1 pseudogene is annotated in these 449 nt (G+C 37.4%); it reads right to left on the bottom strand.

Annotated elements, in window-relative coordinates:
* Window positions 1-154 precede the first annotated feature (154 nt).
* A pseudogene (locus PSH54_RS20625) lies at window positions 155-449 on the bottom strand (LysR family transcriptional regulator); the annotation flags it as partial.

Raw genomic sequence — 449 nt, 5'->3', positions numbered from 1 at the left:
GGCATAACCATGCGTTTCAATCTGCTCTAGATAAATTCCAGAAGCTGTAAAGTTGTTCATTAACGCTAGTCATAATAGTAGGGAGCGTTAGTTTAATGTAAAAAAACTTTAAAGCTACAAATTTATCGCGTTCACCAAAGCGCATGGTGTAATGTTATGCTTTTGAGACTTTCTTTATTAGCGAGAGTAAGTGGTCAACATGCTCACCTGCTTCTATTTGTTGGCTGGTTTGCACAATAAGTTGCTCATGGCTAATATCGTTATTGGTCTTAAGCTGAATTAGATTGTGGTTTTCTGCCACAGAACTGGTGTGTTCAATACCGGCAATGGCAAAATGGTCTGACTTTTCAAGTCCGGCCATTACCTGATCAATACTGCCCACTTTAATAGTTGATACTTTATTTAATGAGTCTATTACTTCATTAAGCATTGATTGCACTTGTTTTGAC

The sequence above is a fragment of the Pseudoalteromonas sp. Angola-30 genome (assembly GCF_028599215.1).
Lineage (GTDB): Bacteria > Pseudomonadota > Gammaproteobacteria > Enterobacterales > Alteromonadaceae > Pseudoalteromonas > Pseudoalteromonas atlantica.
The sequence above is the reverse complement of the archived record's forward strand: the minus strand, read 5'-3'. Positions and strand labels throughout refer to the sequence as shown.